The organism is Streptomyces sp. NPDC038135, assembly GCF_055601245.1.
In genome coordinates this window covers 205,228-223,592 of sequence record NZ_JBVJXS010000004.1, presented here as the reverse complement: position 1 = coordinate 223,592, position 18,365 = coordinate 205,228, and the positions used below count along the sequence as shown (strand labels likewise).

The 18,365-nt window shown below is 68.8% G+C and carries 16 protein-coding genes, 5 pseudogenes and 2 riboswitches; of the genes and pseudogenes, 13 read left to right on the top strand and 8 right to left on the bottom strand.

Annotated elements, in window-relative coordinates:
• Positions 1-246: 246 nt before the first annotated feature.
• The 3 genes and pseudogenes from ACZ7JA_RS12605 to ACZ7JA_RS12595 form a co-directional block, all read right to left on the bottom strand.
• A complete protein-coding gene (locus tag ACZ7JA_RS12605; RefSeq protein ID WP_470808058.1) occupies positions 247-921 on the bottom strand; it encodes a LysE family translocator in 675 nt (224 codons plus the stop codon).
• A 61-nt stretch (positions 922-982) separates the two neighbouring features.
• Positions 983-1,252: pseudogene (locus tag ACZ7JA_RS12600) on the bottom strand (aminotransferase class III-fold pyridoxal phosphate-dependent enzyme); the annotation flags it as partial.
• A gap of 198 nt (positions 1,253-1,450) precedes the next feature.
• Positions 1,451-1,807, bottom strand: coding sequence for a zinc-binding dehydrogenase (locus ACZ7JA_RS12595; RefSeq protein WP_470808057.1), 357 nt, complete (start codon positions 1,805-1,807; stop codon positions 1,451-1,453).
• Positions 1,808-1,827: 20 nt separating this feature from the next.
• Here ACZ7JA_RS12595 and ACZ7JA_RS12590 point away from each other — a divergent pair.
• Positions 1,828-1,955 (top strand): annotated as a pseudogene (locus tag ACZ7JA_RS12590) (ATP-binding protein); the annotation flags it as partial.
• A gap of 23 nt (positions 1,956-1,978) precedes the next feature.
• Here ACZ7JA_RS12590 and ACZ7JA_RS12585 read toward each other — a convergent pair.
• Positions 1,979-4,213 (bottom strand): ATP-binding SpoIIE family protein phosphatase, encoded by a 2,235-nt coding sequence (locus ACZ7JA_RS12585; protein ID WP_470808056.1) that lies wholly within the window; start codon positions 4,211-4,213, stop codon positions 1,979-1,981.
• A gap of 614 nt (positions 4,214-4,827) precedes the next feature.
• Entirely contained in the window at positions 4,828-5,010 is a 183-nt protein-coding gene (locus ACZ7JA_RS12580) for a hypothetical protein (protein ID WP_351663616.1), read from the bottom strand.
• A 210-nt stretch (positions 5,011-5,220) separates the two neighbouring features.
• Between ACZ7JA_RS12580 and ACZ7JA_RS12575 the strand changes: the two genes are divergently transcribed.
• Positions 5,221-5,607 carry a hypothetical protein gene (locus ACZ7JA_RS12575; protein WP_470808055.1) on the top strand — a complete coding sequence of 129 codons (387 nt, stop codon included), beginning with the start codon at positions 5,221-5,223 and terminating at the stop codon, positions 5,605-5,607.
• A 137-nt stretch (positions 5,608-5,744) separates the two neighbouring features.
• Positions 5,745-5,812: riboswitch (guanidine-III (ykkC-III) riboswitch) on the top strand.
• Positions 5,813-5,824: 12 nt separating this feature from the next.
• Positions 5,825-6,730 carry an MBL fold metallo-hydrolase gene (locus ACZ7JA_RS12570; RefSeq protein ID WP_450745134.1) on the top strand — a complete coding sequence of 302 codons (906 nt, stop codon included), beginning with the start codon at positions 5,825-5,827 and terminating at the stop codon, positions 6,728-6,730.
• 116 nt (positions 6,731-6,846) lie between these two features.
• Here ACZ7JA_RS12570 and ACZ7JA_RS12565 read toward each other — a convergent pair.
• The 3 pseudogenes from ACZ7JA_RS12565 to ACZ7JA_RS12555 all read right to left on the bottom strand — a co-directional run.
• Positions 6,847-7,023 (bottom strand): annotated as a pseudogene (locus ACZ7JA_RS12565) (transcriptional regulator); the annotation flags it as partial.
• A gap of 159 nt (positions 7,024-7,182) precedes the next feature.
• Positions 7,183-7,329, bottom strand: a pseudogene (locus tag ACZ7JA_RS12560) (DUF1684 domain-containing protein); the annotation flags it as partial.
• A gap of 100 nt (positions 7,330-7,429) precedes the next feature.
• Positions 7,430-7,759 (bottom strand): annotated as a pseudogene (locus ACZ7JA_RS12555) (LLM class flavin-dependent oxidoreductase); the annotation flags it as partial.
• Between the two features lie 468 nt (positions 7,760-8,227).
• On the opposite strand from ACZ7JA_RS12555, the gene ACZ7JA_RS12550 reads away from it, so the two are divergent.
• From ACZ7JA_RS12550 to ACZ7JA_RS12505, 10 genes are all read left to right on the top strand, one after another.
• Positions 8,228-9,091: a glutathione S-transferase C-terminal domain-containing protein gene (locus ACZ7JA_RS12550; RefSeq protein WP_389297866.1), complete on the top strand. Its 864-nt coding sequence runs from the start codon at positions 8,228-8,230 to the stop codon at positions 9,089-9,091.
• A 65-nt stretch (positions 9,092-9,156) separates the two neighbouring features.
• Positions 9,157-9,265, top strand: a riboswitch (SAM riboswitch).
• A 324-nt stretch (positions 9,266-9,589) separates the two neighbouring features.
• Positions 9,590-10,570 carry an amino acid ABC transporter permease gene (locus tag ACZ7JA_RS12545; protein WP_351663621.1) on the top strand — a complete coding sequence of 327 codons (981 nt, stop codon included), beginning with the start codon at positions 9,590-9,592 and terminating at the stop codon, positions 10,568-10,570.
• Entirely contained in the window at positions 10,567-11,364 is a 798-nt protein-coding gene (locus ACZ7JA_RS12540; RefSeq protein ID WP_351663622.1) for an amino acid ABC transporter ATP-binding protein, read from the top strand. The genes ACZ7JA_RS12545 and ACZ7JA_RS12540 overlap by 4 nt, the downstream gene beginning before the upstream one ends.
• 70 nt (positions 11,365-11,434) lie before the next feature.
• Positions 11,435-12,463, top strand: coding sequence for a transporter substrate-binding domain-containing protein (locus ACZ7JA_RS12535; protein WP_389447361.1), 1,029 nt, complete (start codon positions 11,435-11,437; stop codon positions 12,461-12,463).
• Positions 12,464-12,541: 78 nt separating this feature from the next.
• Positions 12,542-13,267, top strand: coding sequence for a GNAT family N-acetyltransferase (locus ACZ7JA_RS12530; RefSeq protein ID WP_470808054.1), 726 nt, complete (start codon positions 12,542-12,544; stop codon positions 13,265-13,267).
• A gap of 13 nt (positions 13,268-13,280) precedes the next feature.
• Complete coding sequence (locus ACZ7JA_RS12525; protein ID WP_389447359.1) at positions 13,281-13,403, top strand: putative leader peptide; 123 nt, start codon at positions 13,281-13,283, stop codon at positions 13,401-13,403.
• Positions 13,404-13,516: 113 nt separating this feature from the next.
• Complete coding sequence (locus ACZ7JA_RS12520) at positions 13,517-14,725, top strand: LLM class flavin-dependent oxidoreductase (RefSeq protein ID WP_470808053.1); 1,209 nt, start codon at positions 13,517-13,519, stop codon at positions 14,723-14,725.
• A gap of 20 nt (positions 14,726-14,745) precedes the next feature.
• Entirely contained in the window at positions 14,746-16,122 is a 1,377-nt protein-coding gene (locus ACZ7JA_RS12515) for an NtaA/DmoA family FMN-dependent monooxygenase (protein WP_351663626.1), read from the top strand.
• On the top strand, positions 16,119-17,210 hold the full coding sequence (locus ACZ7JA_RS12510; protein WP_470808052.1) for an LLM class flavin-dependent oxidoreductase: 1,092 nt from the start codon (positions 16,119-16,121) through the stop codon (positions 17,208-17,210). The genes ACZ7JA_RS12515 and ACZ7JA_RS12510 overlap by 4 nt, the downstream gene beginning before the upstream one ends.
• Entirely contained in the window at positions 17,203-18,348 is a 1,146-nt protein-coding gene (locus ACZ7JA_RS12505; RefSeq protein WP_351663630.1) for an LLM class flavin-dependent oxidoreductase, read from the top strand. Before ACZ7JA_RS12510 ends, ACZ7JA_RS12505 begins: the two co-directional genes overlap by 8 nt.
• Positions 18,349-18,365 lie beyond the last annotated feature (17 nt).

Here is an 18,365-nt window from a genome sequence, read left to right as displayed (position 1 = left end):
GCCCTACCGGCCTGCCTGGGCCGCGGACGGGCTGTCCAGCGATGAGGGTGGATCAAAGTCCGCGAACTGGCCCGCCGGGTCCTCATGGCAGAAATGGGCGAGTGTGGAGAGCGCCTGTGCCGGCCATTTGCGGGATCCGTTGTGCGACCGTGCCGCTCTCGTGCCAGAACGGGCGGGGAGTCTGGAGCGGGCGTCGTGAGCCCGCGGGGACGGACGTGGAGCTGCCGCTGAGGTGCTTCCGTTGCTTCAGGAGGCCGCAGCGACGCCGATACCGATGGCGATGAACAGCCAGCCGGTCGTCAGCTCCCAGCGGTGGCGGATCTTGGGGCGGGCGAGGAGGGTGCGCAGGCGCACCGCGACGGCGACGAGAACGAACCAGTAGGCGACGCCTATGAGGACGTCCAGGATGCCGAGGAAGAAGATCTGCCGGGTGGGCGAGCCGCCGCCCTGGACGAACTGCGGCAGGATGCTCAGAAAGAACAGCGCCGCCTTGGGGTTGAGTACGTTGGTGAGAAGTCCCTGCGTGAAGCCGGACCGCCATCGGCCGCGGGCCGGCCCGTCTGCCGCCGAGGCCGGTGGCCCGGCATCGTCCCCGGGACCAGCGGTCGTGTCTTGGCCGGCGCGTCGTTCGCGGGCGGCGCGCCGGGCGGCCAGCACCGCCCTGATGCCGAGGTGGACGAGGTAGGCCGCGCCCAGGAGCTTGATGGCGTCGTAGACCACGGGGGAGCGAGCGGCGATCAGCGACAGGCCGACGGCGGCGGCAAGCATGTGCACGCACAGCCCGGTCTGGGCCCCCAGCGCCGCAGCCCGCCCCTTGGCGGGATGTTCGGTCGCCGATCTGAGCACCACGAGGAAGTCCGGGCCGGGGACCACGTAGGCCACGAGTACGACGCCGAGGAAGCCGACGAGGTCGACCGACATTCGTTCTTCCTTTCGTTGGCCTTCGTTGACCCGTGGCCCGTCCGCCGCCGGGGCGGCGTGGCTCGCCGAGTGCGGTGGTCCGGGCCTCCAACGCGTCGTCGGACCAGAACAACCCCAGTGCGCGGGCGGCGGTGACGAACGCGGGGTTGCAGCCGCGAAAGGTGCCGTTGTGCTCGCCGGGCTTCCACACGTCGTGCTCGGGGCGCATCAGCGTGAGGGCCATGGGATTCCCGTACCCGCTGATGGACTTGGACAGGCGGACGATGTCGGGGACGATGCCGGCCGGTTCGAAGGAGAAGAACGGTCCGATGCGCCCACAGCCCATCTGGAGCGTGCTCTCGGGCCCGATGCGACCCCCGCCTGACCGAAGACAACTCCGCCTCGATCTGCGGGTAGGCCTCGCCGGGGATCGCCTGCTTCCGGCGTCAGGCGGCACTGCCTGTCGGCGAGCCATGGGCGCCGGTACTCACTCGAGCACCGGCGCCCACTCACCTCTGCCCGAGGTGGCCAGTGGCCCTGCTGACAGATGTCAGGGGACGAGAATGAGGCGGATCGGGTCGCCGGTCTTGTTCTGCCGGCGGCTGACTGCGTCGGCCGCGTCGACGAGCGGGATGTGGTCCGTGATGGAGGGGGCCAGGTCGAGACGGCCGGCCGCCGTCAGCCGCACCAGCTCGGAGACGGACTCGGGGAAGCCGCCGTAGTGGCCGCGGACCTGATTCTGCAGGTAGTTGAAGGTCAGGCCCTCGGTGAGGGTGAGCGGCTTGGGGGTGATGCCCACCACGATCAGCGAGCCGCCCATCCCGAGCACGGAAGCGGCCTGCTCGCGGACGGCGGGGACGCCGGCGCAGTCGAAGGCTAAGTCCAGGCCCAGACGCCTTTCGGCCACGCCGAGACACGGCCTACGCCGCCCGCACAACCGATGAGGGAGGACGCGGCCTGTTCCTGGTCGCGCAACTCGCCGAGCGCTGGGGCTGCCGTCATGCAGGAACCGCAGGACCATCTGGTCGGACCAGACGATCGTAGGCCCTCGCTGAACATGGCTCGAGCACTGTGTGGCTCACAGCAAGTCGCCCAGGACTGGTCCGGCAGGCTCCTTCTCGCTCAGTTCGGCCCAGACCGTCTTGCCCTGCCGGGCGTGCCGTGTTCCCCAGTGCGCGGCCAGCTGGGCGATCAACAGCAGACCGCGTCCTCCCTCGTCGTAGGTTCGAGCACGACGCATGTGCGGAGTCGTGTTGCTGGTGTCCGAGACCTCACACATCAGGGCACGGTCGTGGATCAGGCGCAGCCGTATGGGAGGGCGGCCGTAGCGGATCGCGTTGGTGACCAGTTCGCTGACCATCAGCTCGGTGGTGAACTCCAGACTTTCCAGACCCCAACTGACCAGCTGCCGAGCGACGTCCGACCGGGCCCGCGACACGGAGACCGGGTCGGGGTCCACATCCCAGCTGGCGACCTGCCGAGCACCCAGGGCGTGGGTGCGGGCCAGAAGCAGGGCGACATCGTCGCTGGGTCGATCAGGGGGAAGCAGGGCCTGGAGCACGGTGTCGCAGGCGGCCTGGAGGGAGGCGGAGGGCTGGCCGAGGGTGTGCCGCAGCAGGGCGACACCCGTTTCGACGTCGTGATCGCGGGCTTCGATCAGGCCATCCGTGTAGAGGGCGAGGAGGCTGCCTTCGGGCAGCACGAACTCCGCCGCCTCGAACGGCAGACCGCCCAACCCCAGCGGCGGCCCTGGGGGCACGTCCAGAAGATCGGTGGTTCCGTCACGGCTCACCACGACGGGCAGTACATGCCCCGCGCGGGCGACGGTGCACTGGCGGGAGACGGGGTCGTAGACGGCGTACAGGCAGGTGGCGCCGATGTCACCTGCGGGTTCGCCATCCGGGGAGGCTTCGGCGGACAGGCGCAGGACCACGTCGTCCAGGTGGGTGAGGAGCTCGTCGGGCGGCAGATCGATGTCGGCCAGGGTGCGCACCGCGGTCCGCAGCCGTCCCATGGTGGCGGCGGCGTGGATGCCATGGCCGACCACATCGCCCACCACCAGGGCGACGCGCGCTCCGGACAACGGGATAACGTCGTACCAATCCCCACCCACACCGGCCTGGGCCTCTGCCGGCAGGTAACGGTAGGCGATCTCCACGGCCGACTGCTCGGCGGTGTGCTGCGGGAGCAGGCTGCGCTGGAGGGTGAGGGCGGTGCTGCGCGCGTGCGTGTAACGGCGGGCGTTGTCGATGGCCACTGCCGCCCTGGCCGCGATCTCCTGGGCGAGCAGCAGATCCTCGTCGTCGAACAGGCGCGGGTTGCGGCACCTGCCGAACTCCGCGACGCCCAGGATGCAGTCTCGTGCCCGCAGCGGCACCACCAGTGTCGACTGGACCCGGTGCTCGCCGGCACCGCCGCCACCGTCGACATCCCTGGGCGTCCCTGCAGGTCCCGCGAGCCGTGACGGCTCACCGTTGATCAGGGCGCGGGCCTGAGGCGAACCGTCCGGGCTGACGTGGAGCTGCTGCAGGCGGATCGTCGATGAAGGGGCACCGCCCACCACGGTCCGCTGCGCGACTCGCCGGAGCAGGAGAGGGCCGGCCGCAGGTGGGACATGTCCACGAAGCACGGAGTCGAGCAGGTCGACGGTGACAAGGTCGGCGAACGTCTCGGTGCCGAGGTCCGCCAGCTCCTGTGCGGTGCGATCGATGTCCAGCATTGTGCCGATGCGCAGGCCTGCCTCGTTCACCACCGACAGCCGCCACTGCAGCCGCCGGTCCCGCTCCGCCTGGTAGACCGCCACGCCCTGTTCCGACATGCGGTCGATGTACTCGGTCATCGTCACGATCAGCTTGCGCGTCGCTGCACTGATCAACGCGGCGTCATCGGTGAGCCGAGGCATCTCTTCCAGGAGCCGGTCGAGGATGACGCCCTGCGCGAGCCGGAAGGCCCTCAGCAGTGCATTGACGGGCGTTCCGTGCTGGGCCAACCGACGCGCCCGGTCCGGATCGGCGACCGGGGTCCGGATCTGCCCCGGCTCGACGGCGTCCACCAGCCCGGCGAGGGCCGCCAGCACATGCTCGGTGACGTTCTCCGCCGTCATGCGGGCGACGTCCGGGTCCTCCCACACCTCGGGAACCCCACGCCGCAGTGACCGCTGCACGTCATGGATCAACTCGTCCACCCGCGAACTGACCTCACGAGCGGCACGGGAGACAAGGGTGTCCGCAGGGACGTCCACAAGGACGACGTTACGCCGCACTGGCGCAGGGAGCTCGCCAGTCTTCGTGGGGGTGGGAAGCGTCCTGGTCATGGATGGGGACCGCTACGCCGCGAGGCGTGCCAGACTGCTGTTCATGACTCACAACCGAAAGGGCCGTGCCGCGTAGGCGCCCCTCACGCCTCCGGGCGGAGAACAGGTACTCCGGTGCGCGTTGCACCTTCTCGAAGATCGGTCAGGTTTCCGGTCCGGCCCAAGCGCAGATCATTCGGTTGGAACGGACTCGGCTCCAGCCAGGGCTGATCGAGCAGGCGCTCTCCCGGTGGGCTGCCATCGCGAGAGCACCGATGGATCAGCTCCCATCGCCCTTCAGCGACCGATGCGGTGTCCCCGCATGCTGCCCCGAACCGGCGGATGAGCGAGATCTACTGGAGCTGGCGATCTGCGCTCTCCCCAAGAAGAGCTCACGCGAGCTCCGCAGCATCGTGCAGCCTCTGGATCTGAAGATCCTCGAACGTCCCGACGCCGTGCCGTACGGTGATCCGCCGGATCGTTGGTGGTGGAACGCCTTCTGACCAAGCCGTGCCCGCGAGGTTACGTCCGCAGGTCAGCGACCCGACCCTTGACTTCTTCGCTACTGACGCGCCCAGGCCGGCCCCAGGAGCGGCACAGCCGCTTCTCGTCAGCGCGAACCAGGACGTCACGGGCTAGACCCCCAAGACTCGGAAGCCGACGAAGATCGACGTGGGCAGAAGCGTCGCGAGTCCTAGCCCCCATAGGAGGCTGGCCCGCCAGCCGGCACCGCCGACCAGGAAAACAAGGCCCAGCAAAGCCGCGAAAGCCAGGTACTCCCAGAAAAACACCTGGAACCAGAGGAAGAAATCGGCCACCACCCACCCCCAACCAGACGGATTATGGGCTGGCTTGGTGGCAGACGGAAGCACTAACGATGCTCGATCCCACGAGCCGCTCCATGCTTCCACGTCGCAGGCACCCTTATCCGGAGCCGACGCCGACCACAGAGTCAAAACCTAGCGCTGAACAACAGGACTTGGTGGAACGGATGGCCCCCAGCTCGGCGACAACAGTGCCCAGGAGCCGTGATCCCCCCGCTGCCCGAACTGAACGGGCTGCGCGCCGCCGACATGATGGTCCTGGATGACGAGCGCACCGGCCGTCTTCAAGTCCTCGAACCTGTCGACCTCGCCCTCCCAGGCAGACCGAGCCTCCCGGTACGCGGCGTCGTCCTCGAACGCCTCAGCCTGTGGCTCACGCGCCATCAGTTCGTCGTCCGCCCCGGCGTAGGAGTCGGGATGCGGAAAGGGAGTAGCCAGCAGCTCACGCCGCCCCTCATCGTTCCCGGCCCACCACCAGCCACGCTCGGTCCCCTCAAGCCGCAAGAGCGCCGCCACGGCGGAGTCGGACCGATCCGGGAGTCAGACCCCTGTCGCCGAGAGCATCACGACCGGTATTCAGGCGACCTGTGACCGGGGCCCGCTGGTGTCGGAGTGGCAGGCACCACTCGGCCCCCGGCCCGTGCCGTGCACGTGCCAGAGCGTGGAGCGGCGATCCGAGGCCATCGGGCTTCTGGCAGACCCTTGACGATGTGCGTGTTAGCGTCGGCGTGGAGGCTCACAGGTGCCTGCCCCGGACGAGATGTGCGCCGTACCCGGCCCGCCAAGACGACGCACTCAAGGAGACGTCATGGGTGCCGACAGCTTCCTGATCGACTTCGAGGGAGCCAAGCCCAGGCCTGGTGCGCTGGATGTGCGGTGGATTCACGGCTCGCCGTCGGCCAAGCACAACGCCGATCCGGACATCCAGGTCCACGGCTATGACGAGCACACGTTCATCCTCCGGCAGAACATGGCGATCGACTACGAGGCGCCGTTCTTGTTCCTGTTGTTCGGCAATGAGCGGGCGGTGCTGATCGACACCGGCGCCACCGCATCCGCCGAGTTTTTCCCTCTTCGCCAGGTGGTCGACGAGCTCATGGAGTCCTGGCTCGCGCGTCACCCACGGCACGGCTACCAGTTGCTCGTGCTGCACACTCACCCGCACGGTGATCACGTCGCAGGCGACGGCCAGTTCTCCGATCGTCCTGACACCACGGTCGTCGGTGCGGAGTCGGCCGCCGCCTGGCCGTATTTCGGATTTGCCACCGACCCTGATGCTGTGGCGCACATCGACCTCGGGGGGAGGGTGCTGGAGTGTCTGGCCACCCCGGGCCACCACGAAGCGGCGGTGACCTTCTACGATCCGTGGACCGGGTTCCTTCTCACCGGTGACACGGTCTACCCCGGCCGGCTCTACATCGATGACTGGCCGGCGTTCATCCGGACGATTGATCGCTTGATCGACTTCTGCGACCACCGGACGGTCACCCACGTGCTCGGCTGCCACATCGAGATGTCCCGGCAACCTGGTGTGGACTATCCGATCCGTACCGTCTATCAGCCTGACGAGCCCCCGCTGCAGATGACCACCGACCACCTGCGTGAGATCCGCGTGGCGCTGGAAGAGATGGGCGACCGGCCGCGCCGTCGGGCCTTCCCGCTCTTCGTCCTGTGCCCCAGCGAAAGCTCGATCGGGTGGAGAACGAACTCCTGAAGCGGCGATCGGGTGTCAGGTGTATCAGGCACAGGTTCAGGAGCCTCAAGGCGTAGGACGAGCGCACGTAGGGCCCGGAGTTCAGCGTCCAGGGCCTGCGCACCTTCGCGCGTGAGGGATACCCTGTTGGGGCGTCGACCGGCGTAGCCCTTCTCGACGGTGATCATTCCGGACTCTTCCAGCACCTTCAGGCGCCGGGAGAGATTTCCGTCGGTGACAGCCAGTTGCTTCTTCAGGAAGCTGAATTCGACCCGATCGGCTTCGCGGGCAACGGTGAGGACGCCGAGCCGCACGCGCTGGTGGACGGTGTCGTCCAGCGCCTGGGGTGGGATGCCGTTCCTCTTCCTCGATACCGGGGAATCGCGCGCTGACCTGCTCGGGGCGCGGGCGCCCTGGTCGCAGGTCAGCGAGGCGGCCGGGGTCGCAAGACAGGAGCTTCCCAAGCTGAGGGCTCAAGCACCGCCGCGCTCGCGGGGGATTTTCTGACCGGCCTCGACCGCCACCGGCAACCGGTTCTCGGCCGGGGGCAGCGGGCAGGTGGCCAGGTCCGTGTACGCGCACGGCAGGTTCGCGGCGCGGTTCAGGACGACGGTACCGTCGAGACGGCGGCGCCCACGGTCGTCGGGGGCGCGCGCGGTCCCGCCAGGTACGGGAAGGATCCCGTCTGCGGAATTCACGCAGACGGGCGATGGGGCGCTAGAAGGGCAGACCGAAGCCGGCCTCCGTCAGTAGCTTCGTGCCCAGGGCCAGACCGAGGTGGTAGCGGCCGTGGGTCGCGGCCTGGGCGGTCTGGGCCTGGCTGGAGATCAGCAGCGGGTGGCGGCCGAAAACGGGGATCGCGGAGGTGCCGACCTGCAGTGCGGGCACTTCGCGACCGACGATCGCCGCAAGCTGGGGCGAGTCCGGGCCGAAGGCCTGCCCGAACCAGGCCAACGCGAGGCCGAGTTCCGCGGTCTCTCGGGCCAGTTGGACGGTCGCGTCGACCTGGTTCGGCGCGTCGGACGCGTTGAGCGCTATTCCAACAATCATGTCAGTCAGAACCGGCTCCGATCGAGAGAGCCTGCGAGCCCTTCTGGGTCCCTTGCAGGAGACCGTCACCGCGTTCCGACGGTTGCAGTGGGAAACGTGTGGTGACTGTGCCACCGAGGGACACCGTCCATCGGGAAGTCCGCGATCCGGGACGGACCTCTTGACGTCGACGTCGGTCGGATCGACACTCACTGCAGGAATCCCAGTAAATCGGTAGGGAAATATGAGACGTCTGAAACCGGTCACCGTCCGAGTGAGCCGTCCGTCTCTTCACCTGACCTGCCGCCGCCACATCGACCTGCAGCGCGTCTGCAGCGCGATCAGGTCCCGGGCCTGAGCCGCGCCCATCCCGCGCCGACGGCGTCCCCTCATCGTTCGCCCTGTCCGGTGTGCGCAGGTGAGCCCTGCTCCCTCGTCCGACGTCGCTTCCGCCGCGCGTACGTCCCGCGCCCGCTCTCGGGGAGAGTCATGACCGTCACACCGCTGGCCGCCCACCCGTCCGGCCGATCCGCGCCCGCCTTCCGGGGCCGGATCGGCCGGGACGCACGCAGCGGCCACTACGCCGTTCCCGGCCGCTACCGGCTCCATCTGTCGACCGCGTGTCCCGATGGGCTCCGCCTCGCCGTCGTCCACAGCCTGCTCAGCCTGGACACCGTATGCCCCACGACTTTCCTGCCCGCCGTGCCCGACTGCCCCGAGGGCGGTCACTCGGCTCTGCGGCCGCTCTACGACGCGAGCGCACACCGGTACACCGGTCCGGCCGTCGCTCCTGTGCTCAGTGACGACTGGTCCGGACGGATCGTCAGCACCCACGCCCCGGACATCATGCGCGACCTCGCCCGGAGATTCGGCAGCGAGCGCCCCTCGCCCTACCCCTGCGGCGCGGAGTCCGAGATCGAGGCCGTCGAGCGGATGTGCGCGCAGGGCATCGAGGAGGCCGCCCAGCGCGCCGGTTCGGCCGGCGCGGAGCGGGCGGAGCGCGACGCGGCGCTCGGGACGCTGCTGGAGACGCTGGGCGTGCTGGAGCGCTGGCTTGCCGGGCGTACCTACGTGATTCGCGACGAAGTCACCGTCGCGGACGTGGAGTTGTGGGTCGCTCTGGTCCAACTCGACACCGTGCACCGCAACCATTTGGACGCCGCCGCGGTGCAGCGCATCGCCGGCCAACCGGCGCTGTGGGCTTACGCCCGCCGCCTGACCGCCCACCCGGCCTTCGGTACCCACCTGAACCTCGACGGCATCGCACGCCGGCACCACGCCCGCTGTCATGGCCTGGAGGCCGCCGGAGCAGCCGTCCCGATCCTTGACTGGGCGGCACACGCAGCCCGTTAGCCGGTCCATCTGGTGGACCAGCATTGACATTCGTTCGGGCAGTTGTCTTAACTACGGCCCAGAACGGTCATGAGCGTCAGCAACAAGCCCTGGCTAGCTGACCGGCAACCCTCGCGCCGCGGTGGGGTGCCCCAGGTGACGACCGGACCGAAAACGTTTCGGTAAGCGCGAGGCCCGAAGGGCCGGAAGAGTGACGGTGACGCCATGCACGCAGCTCCCAGGACGGCGATCCGCCGCCCACAGGGCTGCGTACGGGCGTACCGCAATCTGCTGGTGGCCGATCGCACCGTCGATCTGCTCCGCGTGAACAGCGCATTGTGTACCGCACCGGGCTGTGCCCGCTGCCGGGGCTGACACCTCCCCGCAGCCCCCGCACCCCCTGACCGACACCGCCCGCGCGGTGTGCCGTCGTCCCTCCGCCCCCCGGTACCTCGCCGTCGTGTGCGTCCCCGCATGCCGCCGCGCTCCCGGGGCGTTACCACCCAGCCGGAGCCCACCATGAGCGAACCCCCTGGCGCCACCATCACCCTCCCCGAGGCGCATACCGCCAACGAACCGTCGAAAGCCCTCACGGCCCAACGAGTTCTACCGCTACGGCGGCCAGGACGCTGGATCGTCACCGCGGTCGCCCTGGTCCTCGTCGCCCAGGTCTTGCACGGACTGATCTCCAACCCCTTCTACCAGTGGAACCGCTTCGGCTACTGGTTCCTGCGACCGAACATCCTCGACGGGCTCCTGATCACCCTCGAAGCGACCGCCTACAGCGCCGTGTTGGGACTGATCGGCGGCATCCTGCTCGCTCTGGCCCGGCTGTCGAAGAGCCCGGTGCTGCGCGCCCTCAGCTGGACCTACGTCTGGGCGTTCCGCTCCATACCGCTCATCGTGGTGCTGATCTTCCTCTACAACTTCAGTGCCCTGTACAAGACGTTGAGCGTCGGCATTCCCTTCGGGCCGGCCCTTTTCACCTTCGACGAGTCGAAACTCGCCACCGACATGGTCGTCGCCGTCATCGGCCTCAGCCTCAACGAGGCCGCCTACGCGGCCGAGGTGGTGCGCGGCGGCATCCTTTCCGTCGATCAGGGCCATCACGAGGCGGCCGCGGCGCTCGGCCTGCCCAAGGCCTACCAGTTCCGGAGAATCGTCTTCCCGCAGGCCCTGCGCTCGATCACCCCGAACTACGTCAACCAGCTCATCGGCCTCATCAAGGGGACCTCGCTGGTCTTCTACGTCTCCCTGCTCGACCTGTTCGGCTCCGCGCAGACCATGGGCTCCACCTACCCCGGCGACATCGTGCCGCTGCTGCTGGTAGTGACCGTCTGGTACCTGATCCTGACCAGCGTCGTCTCCGTCGTCCAGTTCTACGTCGAGCGGTACTTCGCCCGCGGTGCCACCCGCGTCCAGCCGCCGACGCCGCTGCAGAAGCTCCGCACCGGTCTCACCGACCTGCGGGCCCGCATCCGCCGGGAGGCCACCGTATGACCGCCGAGACGCTCGAAGCCCTGGCGGAGGTCGAGGCCGCCACCGTCGAGGTGCACGATGTGCACAAGTGGTACGGCGCCCATCGGGTGCTGAACGGGATCGATCTGACCGTCCGCCCCGGCGAGGTCACCGTGATCCTCGGCCCCTCCGGCTCCGGCAAGTCCACCCTGCTGCGGGTCATCAATCACTTGGAGAAGCCCGAGATCGGCTACGTCAGCATCAACGGCGAGCTGATCGGCGTGAAGCGCCAGGGCGACCGGCTGAAGGAGCTGAGCGAGCGGGCCATCCTCACCCAGCGCGGGAGGATCGGGTTCGTCTTCCAGAACTTCAACCTCTTCCCGCACCTGACGGTCCTGGACAACGTGGCTGCCGCCCCCGTCGCCACCGGCCGGCTCGGCAAGCCCGAGGCCCGGGAACTCGCCCGTGAGCTCCTGAGCCGGGTCGGCCTCGCCGACAAGACCGGCGCCTATCCACGCCAGCTCTCCGGCGGCCAGCAGCAGCGCGTGGCCATCGCCCGCGCCCTCGCCCTGCGCCCCGGCGTCATCCTCTTCGACGAGCCCACCTCTGCCCTGGACCCCGAGCTCGTCGGCGAAGTCCTCGGCGTCATCCGGGACCTGGCGCACAGTGGCACCACCCTCGTCATCGTCACCCACGAGATCGGATTCGCCCGCGAGATCGCGGACCAGGTCGTCTTCATCGACAGCGGCAGGATCATCGAGCAGGGCCCGCCCTCCGACGTCCTCGACAATCCCCGGCTCGAGCGGACCAGGGACTTTCTCAGCAAGGTCCTCTGACCGCCCGCCCCAACCCTCACCCCGCCAGCACCACCACCTCATCACCGCCCCTGAACGACAAGGAACGGCCATGTCTACCCACTTCCCCCGACGCAGCCTGACACGCGCCATCACTGCGGCGACCGCTGTCGCCTCCCTGGCCACCGGGCTCGCCGCCTGCGGTGGCAACAGCGACGCGGCCACCTCCACCACCAGCGACGCCAAGTCCGGCGAGGTCGTGGTCGGCCAGGTTTCCAACGGCGCAGCCAAGCAGACCACCATCAAGGTCTCCGAGGTCAAGTCCATCAGCGCCGAACTGCCCGCCGCCATCAAGAAAAGCGGCAAGCTGGAGATCGGCATCGGCGCCCTGCCGGCCGGCTTCCCGCCGCTGGCCTACGTCGGCGACGACCAGAAGACCCTCACCGGCTCCGAACCCGACCTCGGCCGCCTGGTCGCGGCGGTCCTCGGTCTCAAGCCCGAGGTGAAGAACTCCACATGGGAGAACCTCTTCGTCGGCATCGACAGCGGCAAGGTCGACGTGGCCTTCTCCAACGTCACCGACACCGAGGAGCGCAAGAGAAAGTACGAGTTCGCCGCCTACCGGCAGGACAACCTCGCCTTCCTCGTCGCAAAGAAGAACACCTGGAACTTCGACGGCGACTACGAGCACCTCGCCGGCAAGACGATCGCAGTCGCCTCCGGCACCAACCAGGAGAGAATCCTCCTGGAGTGGAAGGCGAAGCTCGCCAAGGAGGGCAAGAAGCTCAACGTCAAATACTTCCAGGACAGCACCAGCACCTACCTGGCGCTGAACAGCGGAAAGGTCGACGCCTCCTTCGGCCCCAACCCCGGTTTCGCCTACCACAACCGTCAGGTCGCGGGCACGCCGAACGCCACCCGCACCGCGGGCACCTACTCCGGCGCCGGCGCGAGCCTGCAGGGCCTGATCGCGGCCACCGCGAAGAAGGACAGCGGCCTGGCCAAGCCGCTCGCCGACGCCATCAACTACTTGATAAAGAACGGCCAGTACACCGAGTGGCTCAAGGCCTACAACCTCTCCAACGAGGCCGTCGCCAAGTCCGAAGTCAACCCGCCCGGACTTCCGCTGGACAACTCCTGACCCACCCTCGGCCGGGGATCCTGCCGTCATCTCGCGGCGGGATCCCCGCCCCGCCCCCAGCACCGGAGACGTCACGCGATGTCCGTCATCAGTCTCGAAGCCACCTCATCCCATGTCCTCGACAACCCCGCCTGGGCCGCCCTCACCGGCCCGCACGCCCACTTCGCCGAACGCGTCGGCCGAGCCGCCCGCTATCCGCTGGACGTGGCCCCCTTCCACGCCGTCACCGACGAGGACGACCCGCGCGCCTGGGCCGACCTCGCCACGCTCGTCGGCCCCGGCGGCAGCGCCGCGATCCGCGGCGTGAGCGAACCGCCGACCGGCTGGGAGCTCGTTCAGACAGGCCCTGGCGTGCAGCTCGTGGACACTGGGCTACGGGCGGAGCCCGACCCTGACGCAGTACTGCTCGGCCCCGCCGACGTACCCGATATCCTCGATCTGGTCGCCCGCACCCAACCGGGCCCCTACCTGCCGCGCACCGTCGAGCTGGGCACCTATCTGGGAATCCGCCACCGCGGCCGACTGATCGCGATGGCCGGCGAACGGCTGCGCCCACCCGGCTGGACCGAGATCAGCGCCGTGTGCACCGACCCCGACCACCGCGGCCGGGGCCTGGCCACGCGCCTGGTCCGCGCCGTCGCCGCCGGCATCAAGGAACGTGGAGAGCAACCCTTCCTGCACGCCAGCGCCACCAACACCGACGCCATCCGGCTGTACGAGTCGCTCGGCTTCACCCTGCGCTGCCGTACGGTCTTCTCGCTCGTGCGGAACACCGGAGCCATCGCTGTGGCAGACGAGGCATGACCATGCTGTTGTCATGGCGGATGGCGGCAGTTCGGACGGAGTGCGCCACATGACACGTGTACTCCGTACCGTCCGCCTGCACTCCCGGCCCCACATCGACCTTCAGCGCGTGGCCAGCGCCCTCTGTCACCCCTGACCCTCTTCGGACTTCGGCCGGCGGACTCCGTCTCGCTGCCCGCCGCCAGCCACCGTTCGCCCCATTCACGCGGGTCGGCGTTCTCGTACAGATCTCCAGGAAGGCATCCATTCGTGTCCCCTTCTTCGCTGCACCTCGCCGTCGCCCTCGACGGCACCGGCTGGCACCCCGCATCCTGGCGCGAACCCGTCGCACGCCCCCGGGACCTGTTCACCGCCGGGTACTGGGCCGACCTGGCCGCCGAAGCCGAGCGTGGGCTTCTCGACTTCGTCACCTTCGAGGACGGGCTCGGCCTGCAGTCCTCGCACTACGGCGAGTTGGACGGCCGCACCGACCAGGTCCGCGGACGGCTGGACGCCGTCCTGATCGCCTCCCGGATCGCGCCCCTGACCCGGCACATCGGGCTGGTGCCGACCGTGATCGCCACCCACACCGAGCCGTTCCACATCTCCAAGGCGATCGCCACTCTCGACTACGTGAGCACCGGCCGCGCCGGCCTGCGAGTGCAGATCTCCGCCCGTCCGCATGAAGCCGACCACTTCGGCCGCCGCACCTTGCCGTCGCTCAGCCTGCGGGAACTGCAGACCCCGGGCGGGCAGGAGCGGCTGACCGACCTCTTCGACGAGGCCGCCGACCACGTCGAGGTCGTGCGCCGGCTCTGGGACAGCTGGGAGGACGACGCAGAGATCCGGGACGTCGCCACCGGCCGTTTCATCGACCGCGACAAACTGCACTACATAGGCTTCGAGGGCAAGTACTTCAGCGTCAAGGGCCCCTCCATCACACCCCGCCCGCCGCAGGGCCAGCCGCTGGTCACCGCCCTCGCCCACCAGACGGTCCCCTACCGGCTCGTCGCCCGCCAAGCCGACGTCGGCTACGTCACCCCGCACGACGCCGAGCAGGCCGGCGCGATCGTCGCCGAGATCCGCGCCGAACAGGAGGCAGCCGGGCGCGCCGATGAACTGCTGCACATCTTCGCCGATCTGGTGGTCTTCCTGGACGACGATCAGGCCGCCGCGGAGGACCGGCGCGCACGCCTCGACGCGCTCGCGGGGGAGCCGAACATCAGCGACGCCCGGATCTTCGCCGGCACACCCTCTCAACTGGCCGACCTCTTGCTCGAGTTCAGCGAGGCGGGGCTGAGTGGCTTCAGGCTTCGTCCAGCCGTCGCCGGACACGACCTGCCGGCCATCACCCGCCGACTGGTCCCCGAACTCCAGCGCCGAGGCGCCTTCCGTACCGCCTACGAAGCCGACACGCTCCGCGGCCTGCTGCGTCTGTCCCGCCCCGCCAACCGTTACGCCGCCGCGGCCACCGCCTGAGCCGGAAGGACCACACCGACATGACCAGCAAGCCGCTGAAGCAGATCCATCTGGCCGCGCACTTCCCGGGTGTCAACAACACCACCGTGTGGAGCGACCCGCGGGCCGGCAGCCATATCGAGTTCAGCTCGTTCGTGCACTTCGCGCAGACCGCCGAGCGCGCCAAATTCGACTTCCTCTTCCTCGCCGAGGGGCTCAGGCTGCGCGAACAGGGCGGGAAGATCTACGACCTCGACGTCGTCGGCCGCCCCGACACGTTCACCGTCCTCGCCGCGCTCGCCGCCGTCACCGAGCACCTCGGCCTGACCGGCACCATCAACTCGACCTTCAACGAGCCCTATGAGGTGGCGCGCCAGTTCGCCAGCCTCGACCATCTCTCCGGAGGCCGCTCCGCGTGGAACGTGGTCACCTCCTGGGACGCCTTCACCGGCGAGAACTTCCGCCGCGGCGGCTTCCTTCCGCAGGAAGAGCGCTACTCCCGCGCCAAGGAGTTCCTGGCCACCGCGAACGAACTCCTCGACTCCTGGCACGGCGACGAGATCATCGCAGACCAGGCGACCGGCGTCTTCCTGAGCGACGCGAAGGCCGGCTCCTTCGTCCACACCGGCCGGCACTTCGACATCCACGGTCAGTTCAACGTCCCGCGCTCGCCACAGGGCCGCCCGGTGATCTTCCAGGCCGGCGACTCCGACGAGGGGCGCGAGTTCGCCGCCTCCAGCGCCGATGCGATCTTCAGCCGGTACGCCACCCTCAAGGAGGGCCAGGCGTTCTACACGGACGTCAAGAGTCGCCTCGCGAAGTACGGCCGCACCCACCATGATCTGCTGATCCTGCCCGCCGCCACCTTTGTGCTCGGCGACACCGACGCCGAGGCCGAAGAACTGGCCAAGGAGGTTCGCCGACAGCAGGTCAGCGGGGCCACCGCCATCAAACATCTGGAGTTCGTCTGGAACCGGGACCTGTCGGCCTATGACCCGGACGGGCCGCTGCCCGACATCGACCCGAATGTCAGCGACGACCACATCTCCAAGGGCCGCGCCCAGGTGCGCATGTACCGCGACCCACTCGCCACCGCGCGCGAATGGCGCGAGCTGGCGGCCGCCAACAACTGGTCCATCCGCGACCTGGTCATCAGCACCGGCAACCGCCAGACCTTCATCGGCTCCCCGGCCACCGTAGCCAAAACCATCAACGACTTCGTCCAGGCCGACGCATCGGACGGCTTCATCCTCGTCCCGCACATCACCCCCGGCGGACTCGACCCCTTCGCCGACAAGGTCGTGCCCCTGCTGCAGGAGCGCGGCGTCTTCCGCACCGAATACGAAGGCACGACCCTGCGCGACCACCTCGGCCTCGCGCACCCGGACGACGTCCAGGGCGAGCGAGTCGCGTCGTGAAGTTCATCGCCATCACCCTGATCGTCCATCGACCGGACCCGCTCACCGGGATACAGAAACCGACCCACGACCGCTACCGCGAGGTGCTCGACAACGCGCTGCTCGCCGAGGAACTGGGCTTCGACGGCTTCGGCGTGGGGGAGCGGCACGAGCGGCCGTTCATCTCCTCGTCCCCGACCGTCGTACTCAGCCATGTGGCCGCCCTGACGAAGCGGATCCGCCTGTTCACGGCCGTCACGACGCTCAGCCTGCTGGACCCGGTCCGGGCATACGAGGACTACGCCACCCTCGACCACCTGTCCAACGGGCGCCTCGAACTGATCATCGGCAAGGGCAACGGCGCCGCCCAACGCGACCTGTTCCATGTCACGCCCGAGGACCAGTGGGACCGCAACGCCGAAAGCTACGAGGTCTTCCGGAAGATCTGGCGCCAGGACAAAGTCACCGCCGACACCCGCTTCCGACCCCCACTGACCGACGCCGAGGTGTGGCCACGGCCCTACCAGCAGCCGATCCGGGTCTGGCACGGCAGCGCCACCAGTAAGGAGTCCGTCGACCTGGCCGCCCGGTATGGCGACCCACTGTTCTCGGCCAACGTCAGCAACCCCATCGAGCCGTACGCCGAATTGATCCACTACTACCGCGAGCGCTGGGAGCACTACGGCCACGACCCGGCGCAGACAGCCGTCGGCGCCGGCACCGCCGGCATCTGCGTCGCCCCCACCTCACAGGAGGCGCTCGCCGCGTACCGGCCGATCTTCGAAGCCAACCTGGCCTTCTTCAAGCAGGCGGGACTCCCTGTGGTCTTCGAGACCCTGGAGGACTTCGTCGAACGCAGCTCCGCCCTGATCGGCAGCCCACAGCAGGTCATCGACAAGGTGCACCGCTACCACGGGCAATTCGGGCACACCGTGCTCCACGTGCCCGCTGACGCTGGGGGGCTGACGGATGTCCAACACCGCGCCTCCCTCGAGTTGTTTCAGTCCGAGGTCGCCCCCGTGCTGCGCCGCGGGATTCCGAACCCACCGTTCGCCTGGGGCCCCGCGCTTCCCGCATCACCACTCACTCAGGAGCCCACCCGTGTCTGACATCCCCCTCGGCATCCTCGACCTGGTTCCGATCCCGTCCGGTTCGACGCCGGCCGACGCCCTGCGCAACTCCATCGACCTGGCACAGCAGGCCGAACGCTTCGGATACGGCCGCTACTGGTTCGCCGAGCACCATCTCAATCCCGGCGTCGCCGGCACGTCACCCGCAGTCGTCCTGGCGCTGACCGCCTCCGCCACCTCTACCATCCGGCTCGGCTCCGGGGCCGTGCAGCTCGGGCACCGCACGGCGCTGTCCACCGTGGAGGAGTTCGGCCTGCTCGACGCACTGCATCCGGGGCGCTTCGATCTGGGCCTCGGCCGCTCGGGCGGCCGCCCACCGGGGCAGACGTCCTCACCGCAGCCGACGGCGACCCCGGTCGCCGACGGCCGCGCCCCGAACGGTCTGCTCATACCGCCCCGCTTCTCCTTCGAGCATCTGCTCGGCTCACCCCGCATCGCGCTGCAACGCAGGCTGCTCCTGCTGCCGGGCGCCGAGTCACAGGACTACGCCGAGCAGATCGACGACATCCTCGCCCTGCTGGCCGGCACCTACCGCTCACCGGAAGGCGTCGAAGCGCACGTCGTGCCGGGGGAGGGCGCCGACGTCGAGGTGTGGATCCTGGGCAGCAGCGGTGGTCAGAGCGCCGAGGTTGCGGGCGGAAACGGTCTGCGGTTCGCAGCCAACTATCACGTCAGCCCGGCCACAGTCCTGGAGGCGGTGGAGGGCTACCGGTCCTTCTTCCAGCCCTCCGAGTTCCTCGACAAGCCCTACGTCAGCGTCTCGGCGGACGTGGTCGTCGCCGAGGACGACGCAACAGCACGTGAACTCGCCACCGGTTACGGCCCGTGGGTGCGCAGCATTCGTACCGCCGAGGGCGCCATCGAGTTCCCGACGCCGCAGGAAGCGCGCGCCCACGCATGGAACGACGAGGACCGGGCCCTCGTCCAGGACCGCCTCGACACCCAGTTCGTCGGCTCGCCGGGCAGGGTCGCCGACCAGTTGGAACAACTGCAGGAGGCCACGGGCGCGGACGAGTTGCTCATCACGACGATCACTCACGACCATACGGACCGGGTCCGCTCGTACGAACTGCTTGCGGCGGAATGGCACCGACGGGGTCACTCCCGCCGGCAGTGAAGGCCCGCGCCGCCGAA

Coding starts and splice junctions, on each gene's coding strand:
- ACZ7JA_RS12530 (WP_470808054.1), top strand. CDS start 12,542: ATGTCCGTCATCAGTCTCGAAGCCACCTCATCCCATGTCCTCGACAAC.
- ACZ7JA_RS12540 (WP_351663622.1), top strand. CDS start 10,567: ATGACCGCCGAGACGCTCGAAGCCCTGGCGGAGGTCGAGGCCGCCACC.
- ACZ7JA_RS12550 (WP_389297866.1), top strand. CDS start 8,228: ATGACCGTCACACCGCTGGCCGCCCACCCGTCCGGCCGATCCGCGCCC.
- ACZ7JA_RS12570 (WP_450745134.1), top strand. CDS start 5,825: ATGGGTGCCGACAGCTTCCTGATCGACTTCGAGGGAGCCAAGCCCAGG.
- ACZ7JA_RS12535 (WP_389447361.1), top strand. CDS start 11,435: ATGTCTACCCACTTCCCCCGACGCAGCCTGACACGCGCCATCACTGCG.
- ACZ7JA_RS12525 (WP_389447359.1), top strand. CDS start 13,281: ATGGCGGATGGCGGCAGTTCGGACGGAGTGCGCCACATGACACGTGTA.
- ACZ7JA_RS12605 (WP_470808058.1), bottom strand. CDS start 921: ATGTCGGTCGACCTCGTCGGCTTCCTCGGCGTCGTACTCGTGGCCTAC.
- ACZ7JA_RS12545 (WP_351663621.1), top strand. CDS start 9,590: ATGAGCGAACCCCCTGGCGCCACCATCACCCTCCCCGAGGCGCATACC.
- ACZ7JA_RS12585 (WP_470808056.1), bottom strand. CDS start 4,213: ATGACCAGGACGCTTCCCACCCCCACGAAGACTGGCGAGCTCCCTGCG.
- ACZ7JA_RS12515 (WP_351663626.1), top strand. CDS start 14,746: ATGACCAGCAAGCCGCTGAAGCAGATCCATCTGGCCGCGCACTTCCCG.